The sequence below is a fragment of the Hydrogenophaga sp. genome, assembly GCF_050182545.1.
Taxonomy (GTDB): Bacteria; Pseudomonadota; Gammaproteobacteria; order Burkholderiales; family Burkholderiaceae_C; genus Hydrogenophaga.
Genome location: NZ_JBFXCD010000015.1, coordinates 91,071 through 97,133 on the forward strand (window position 1 = coordinate 91,071; position 6,063 = coordinate 97,133).

Annotated in this window: 6 protein-coding genes and 1 pseudogene; 4 read left to right on the forward strand and 3 right to left on the reverse strand. The window is 66.7% G+C overall.

From position 1 onward, the window contains the following. Position 1 precedes the first annotated feature (1 nt). A complete protein-coding gene (locus AB7P10_RS15300) occupies positions 2-256 on the reverse strand; it encodes an acyl-CoA-binding protein (RefSeq protein ID WP_428294709.1) in 255 nt (84 codons plus the stop codon). Positions 257-267: 11 nt separating this feature from the next. Here AB7P10_RS15300 and AB7P10_RS15305 point away from each other — a divergent pair, with 11 nt between their 5' ends. Further along, positions 268-1,962, forward strand: coding sequence for a wax ester/triacylglycerol synthase family O-acyltransferase (locus AB7P10_RS15305; RefSeq protein WP_428294710.1), 1,695 nt, complete (start codon positions 268-270; stop codon positions 1,960-1,962). A gap of 70 nt (positions 1,963-2,032) precedes the next feature. On the opposite strand, the gene AB7P10_RS15310 is transcribed toward AB7P10_RS15305, so the two are convergent. Then, on the reverse strand, positions 2,033-2,803 hold the full coding sequence (locus AB7P10_RS15310) for a type III pantothenate kinase (RefSeq protein WP_428294711.1): 771 nt from the start codon (positions 2,801-2,803) through the stop codon (positions 2,033-2,035). Positions 2,804-2,875: 72 nt separating this feature from the next. Beyond that, complete coding sequence (locus tag AB7P10_RS15315; RefSeq protein ID WP_297650270.1) at positions 2,876-3,544, reverse strand: helix-turn-helix transcriptional regulator; 669 nt, start codon at positions 3,542-3,544, stop codon at positions 2,876-2,878. Between the two features lie 183 nt (positions 3,545-3,727). Between AB7P10_RS15315 and AB7P10_RS15320 the strand changes: the two genes are divergently transcribed. The 3 genes and pseudogenes from AB7P10_RS15320 to AB7P10_RS15330 all read left to right on the forward strand — a co-directional run. Beyond that, entirely contained in the window at positions 3,728-4,960 is a 1,233-nt protein-coding gene (locus AB7P10_RS15320; protein ID WP_428294712.1) for a sensor histidine kinase, read from the forward strand. A 7-nt stretch (positions 4,961-4,967) separates the two neighbouring features. Then, positions 4,968-6,008 carry a response regulator gene (locus tag AB7P10_RS15325; RefSeq protein WP_428294713.1) on the forward strand — a complete coding sequence of 347 codons (1,041 nt, stop codon included), beginning with the start codon at positions 4,968-4,970 and terminating at the stop codon, positions 6,006-6,008. Next, a pseudogene (locus AB7P10_RS15330) lies at positions 5,974-6,063 on the forward strand (IS6 family transposase); the annotation flags it as partial. The gene AB7P10_RS15325 and the pseudogene AB7P10_RS15330, both read left to right, overlap by 35 nt.

Below are 6,063 nucleotides of genomic sequence, written 5' to 3' on the forward strand. Positions count from 1 at the left end.
ATCACTGCAGCGATTCGATCAGATCGACATACTGCTGCATCGCGTCCTCCTGTCCCGTTCCCTTCAGGCCGTTCCAGGCGTCCCATTTGGCGCGGCCCACCATGTCACCAAAGCCCGGCTTCTTCTCCCCGTTGTCGCCCGCTGTGGCTTGCTTGTAGAGCGCGTAGATCTTCAGCAGCGTGGCGTTGTCGGGGCGCTCGCTCAGGTTCTTGGAATTCGCCACGGCGGCGTCGAAACGGGACTTGAGGTCGGCCATGAATGCTCCTGATGGGGAATGAATCGCCCGGCTCGCGGCGGCCGGGCTTAGGGTGGTCCCGCTATCTTACGTTCAGGCCACTGCGCACAATAGAGCCACAAACCCAGAGTAATGCCGTGCCGGGTGCTCCCCGCAACGGTCCACGCACCCGAGGAGCATCCATGGTTCAACGCGTCGCCGCGCGCGCCGGCACATCGGTCAGGCAGGCGCTGGCCAGCACGCTAGGTCTCGAAGGCGAGCGCATGAGCAAGGTCGACACGGCCTGGCTGCGCATGGACTCGCCGTCGAACCTGATGATGATCGTCGGCGTGTGGATCCTGCGCCCCGGTATCACCCATGCGGCGCTGTCCGAACGCGTGCGCGAGCGGCTGTTGCCCTACCGCCGCTTCCAGCAAACCGCCCGGGAGGACGCGGCCGGCGCGCACTGGGCGGACGACCCGGATTTCCAGCTGGCGCGCCACGTCGTCACGCACAAGCTGAGTCGACGCAAGGGGCAGAGCGAACGTGACGCGCTGCAGGCCCGGGTGGGCGCCCTCGCCATGCAACCCCTGGACCATGCGCACCCGCTCTGGCGCTTCGAGCTCATCGAGCAGTACGGTGGCGGATCCGCCCTGGTCGCGCGCATCCACCATTGCATCGCCGATGGCATCGCTCTCATCAGCGTGATGATGAGCCTGGTTGACGGCGGCGACGCCCCGCCGCAGCGGCGACGCCGCGCGCCGGGAACCGGCCTCGACAGTCCCGAAGACTGGCTCGCCGACACCCTGATCCGCCCGTTGGGCGACATCGCTGCCAAGGCGCTCGAAGCGGCGGGTGGCGGCGCCGCCCGGTCGTTCTCGATGCTCGCGGCGCCGCAGCAAGGCCTGAGCGACACCCTGGGCCAGGCGATGGACCTCGCCCGCATGGGTGGTCAGCTGGCCAGCGACATCGCGGCCCTGGCGCTGATGCCCGACGACTCGCCCACGCGCCTGAAGGGTCAGCCCGGCAGCACCAAGCGTGTGGCTTGGTGCGAGCCGATTCCCCTGGACGAGGTCAAGGCCATCGGCAAGGCGCTGAATTGCTCCGTCAACGACGTGCTGCTGGCCTGCGTGGCCGGCGCGATCGGCGCGTACCTGCAGGGCCTGGGCGACGACACGCAGGGCAAGGAAATCCGCGCCATGGTGCCGATCAACCTGCGGCCGATGGAAGACGCCTGGAAACTGGGCAACCGGTTTGGCCTCGTCCCGCTGGTGCTGCCCATCGGCATGGCCAACCCGATCGAGCGCGTGTTCGCCGTGCGCGCGCGCATGAACGAACTCAAGGGCAGCCTGCAGCCCCTGCTCGCGTTCGGCCTGCTCTCGGTGGCGGGTCTGCTGATCAAGCCGGCGCAGGATGCCCTGCTCGGCCTGTTCGGACGCAAAACCACGGCGGTGATGACCAACGTGCCGGGGCCGGCGGCCAAGCTCAAGGTCTGCGGCGCCACGCTGGAGCAGACCATGTTCTGGGTACCGCAAACAGGCACCGTCGGCCTGGGGGTGTCGATCCTGAGCTACGGCGGCGGGGTGCAGTTCGGCGTGATCGCCGACACCACGCTGTGCCCCGATCCGCAGCGCATCATCGACCGGTTCGAACCGGAGTTTGCGCAGCTCCTGACACTCACGCTGATGCTTCCCTGGGGGGAGGCCGGACAAGCTCCCCGCGCCGCGGCTGCACGAGCCGCTGCGTGATCGCTGCGCAGCGGCGTGTCAGATCCAGAGCCCCCGAGGATCCGGCTGGGGATCGCGCGCCGCAGGGGGTCTAAACCAAGGCCAGACGGCGGTCGGCGACTTCGAGCAGGCCGTCGAAAATCAGGCTGTCCACCAGCTCGACGTCAGTCGACATGCTGGGCGCCATCTTCCAGCCCGCGCCGCCGGTCATGAAACACGCCGGCTCCTCGCCGCAGTGCCGGCGCAGGTTCTCCACCATGCGCTGCACCGCGCCCGCGATCGCAAAGGTACCGCCGCTGGTGAGCGCATCGCTGGTGTTGGTGGGAAAGTCGCGCACCTCGCCGGTGGGCACGTGCAGGCCGGCCGTGCCGGACTCCAGCGCGCGCAGCATGATGCCGTGCCCGGGGAGGATGATGCCCCCCAGGAACCGTCCCTCGGCATCGATCGCCTCCACAGTGACGGCCGTGCCCACCATCACCACCACGCAGGGCCGTTTGGGCCCCCGCGCGAGCAGGCGCTGGCGCGCACCGATCATCGCCACCCAGCGGTCCGAGCCCAGGCGGGCGGGGTGGTCGTAGCCATTGACCAGCCCGGCTTCGGCATTGCTTGACACCACCCATTGGGGTGTCACGTCCCAGAGTTCGAGCTGCTCTTCCACCCGCCGCTTGACGGCGTCTCCCGCCACCACGCAACCCAGCACCCAGCGCGGCGGTGACAACCGCGCCCAGTCCCCGTCCTCCAGGGACTCGATGTTCTCCAGGAATTGCGCGCCACTGGCCAACAGGGCAGCCCCAACGCGCGGCGCATCGTACAAGGCCCATTTCAGGCGGGTGTTCCCTACGTCCAGGGCCAGCAAGGTCATGCGCGGATTATGGGCGGGCGATCTTCGTGGGGATGACGCAGTGCAGCAGCTTCGTCGTCGCGGTGCGCAGGCTCAGATCAGACCGATCCAGCAGGCACGCTGAACCGCCGCCAGTTTGTTGTCTGTCTGCAACTTTCCCATGGCGTTGGCGAGATGGTAGTTCACCGTGCGCTCGGAGCAGTCCATGCGCAGCGCGGTCTCGCGCGCGGTGAGCCCCTCGAACGCCAGATTGAGGCTTTCGAGTTCACGCGGGCTCAGGCCCACGCGCTGTTCGGCAATCGTGCGCCGCAACATCGGCCAGACATTGAACGCCGACCAGGCCAGCACCGCAGCCTCGGAGCGGTCCGCAAACGCGCGCGGGCTGAACATGAAACACTCGAACGCACGGCCCGCCGGCAGGCTGAACGCCACGCGCACCAGCGTCTGGTACCCGTGCGCCAGCCACAGGCGGCGCCAGCGGCTCGACTGCTCGAACGAGGACTTGGAGATGTCTTGCCAGGCCACGAGCGGCGCGTCGCTGTCGCGCCAGCCCGCCCCGAAATCCCGGCTCTCGGCAAGCGCCTCCGCCGGGCCGAGCAACCGAGGGGGATGCACCGCGAGCACCTCACGCTGGTCCCTGCCACCCGTGGGGTTGGGGCCAAGAACCAGCACGGCCTCCACACCCTGATCGCGCAGCGCGCACACCCAGTCGGCCAGAATGCCATCCAGGCCCACACTGTCAAAGTTGACAGGCAAGGTCATGGTTTGCAACACCCTGTTGCATACACAATGCCTGATGTCTCACGATGGGGAGTACGGGCAGGGGGTATAGGGCGATCGAAGGAGTGCATATTGTCTTTGGACCGGTTGTGGATGCGCAGCGCCAAGGCCCGCTTGTGGCGATGGATGCTGGACGAGGTCGTCCACGCGCCCGTGGAGCCTATTTTGCACCCATCCCGCTACCGGTTGCTGTGGATCGGTGCCTTCACCTTTGTCGGGCACCTGCTGATCTATGGCATCTGGGGGTATCTGGTCCCGCAGCCCTACGAGAACGTGTGGGCCCGTCTGGTCATGGCCTTCCTGGCGTTGATCTATGTGCTTCCCCGGATTTCACGAGACCCATCGGCCAAGGAGAGTGGCCGACTGTTCAGCCTGGCCACATGGATTCAACTGCCCTGGTTCTTCACCTGGATGTACTGGATGAACGGCGGAAACGCCGTCTGGCTGGGCAGCGTCGCCGCCATGATCCTGATCTATTACCACGCCACCGACTGGCGCCTGGCCACGATCGGGCTGATCACCGGTGGCCTGGCCGGCTGGGGCAGCGCGGAGCTGTACGGCGCGGAGATGCACCCTTTCGAGGAGCCCCTGGGAAACGTTGTGGTGATCGTCTTTGCATGGCTCATGGGGCTGATGCTGGGCTTCTCCAGCGCCAATCTGCGGCGCGCCCGCCTGCTCAACACGCTGAGCACCATGGGCGTGATGGCGCACGAGCTGCGCACACCCCTGGCCACGGTCAACCTGATGGGCGACGTTTTGCGCAACCTCGTGCAGCACGACGTGCCCGAGTCCAAACGCAAGAAGCTCGACGAGCTGGCCACGCGGCTGCAAAACCTGGTGCGCAGCATGAACCGGCAGATCGACACACAGATATCCAATGCGCAGCTCATGCGCCTGCCGCGCGAGCAGTCCGAGATCCGGGCGGCCGAACTGGTGCAGGAGGTGGTGAGTCAATACCCCTACCGGTCTTCGCGAGAGCGCGACTGCGTGCAGGTGCACATCCAGACCGACTTCTGCTTCACCGCCTCGCGCCCGCTGTTCGCGCAGGTGCTCACCAACCTGATCAAGAACGCCCTGCACGCGCTCGCCGCCGCCAGCACTGCGCCGAGCCCGGGCGATCTGCGCGTGGATGTGGGCATACACCATGGCAAGGGCCGCATCGCCGTCTCCGACGATGGCATCGGCATCACGCACGAGCAGCAACACCGCATCTTCGAACCTTTCTTTTCGACCCAGACTGGCGCCGGCAACGGCCTGGGCCTGACGTTCTGCAAGAACGTGGTGGAAGCGGCCCAGGGGCGCATCAGTGTGCATTCCCAGCCTGGCCTCGGCGCGGTCTTCATGATCGACTTGCCCCTCACCCCCCACGTGACCACCGCGCGGGCCGCAACCGGCTGACGACACCATGGCATTGACGATCTCTCTCTTCCACCGCCCGGGCGGCGTCCTGTTTCTGGATGACGACACCGACTACCTTGAAATGCTGGGCATGGTGATCCCCGCCCACTGGCAGGTCGAGCTTTACTCGCGCCCCTCGGGGTTTGCCACGCGCATGCAGAACGAACCCGCGCGTTGGGAGGCGGATGCCATGGCCCAGTTGCAGATGATCGAACGCTGGCGCCAGGGGCAGCCACTGCTGCCGCAGGTGTTGCGGTACTGGGCGATCAACGCCTCGCGCTATGAGCTGGCACAGACTTGCGTGGTGGACTACGCGATGCCGGGCACGGACGGCCTCAAGGTGCTCAACACCCTGCTCGACTGGCCGGGGTCGCGCGTGCTGCTCACCGGACAGGCCGATGAGCAGATCGCCATCCAGGCTTTCAACAACGGTCTGATCGACCAGTTCGTGCCCAAGCAAACGACCGACATCACGCGCCACCTGCTGGGCGTGCTGCGCAAGCTGGCGCAAACGCCCCACCCGCGGCTCAACACCCTGTGGCGCGCCGCGCTGCGCCCCGCCCAGCAATCGATGCTGCAGATACCATCAGTGGCCAAGGCGCTGCGCGCCTACACGGAACAGCACTGGGTCGAGTACGTGGTGCTGGGCGAACCTTTTGGTCTCGTGGGCCTGGACGCGTTGGGCAACTGCCACTGGCTGCAACTGGAATCCACTTCCAGCCTGCCCGATCTGGCCGAACTCGCAGGCTCGGCCGGTCTGGGCTTCGACGCGGTTCGCTCAGTGCGCGCCGGCCAGCGGCTCGCAGCCGTCGAGCTGCATCAGCAAATGGGGCTGAGTGGCCCGGTGCGCACGGCCCAGGCCTTCCCGGTCGGCGATGACGGCGTGCTGGTGGGCGCTGTGTTCACGCTGCAACCCGCCGACCTGCCCCAACCCATCTATGCCTACCGGCATTTCCTCGAGGCGCAGGGCGCGCGAGGGCTTTGTCACGTTGCCGATGGCGTAAGCTGGCTGGATGCAAAAGACGAAGTCTCCGTATCACGGTCATAGATTTCCTGCGGCTGTGATCAGCCAGGCGGTACGCTGGTACTTTCGGTTCCAGCTG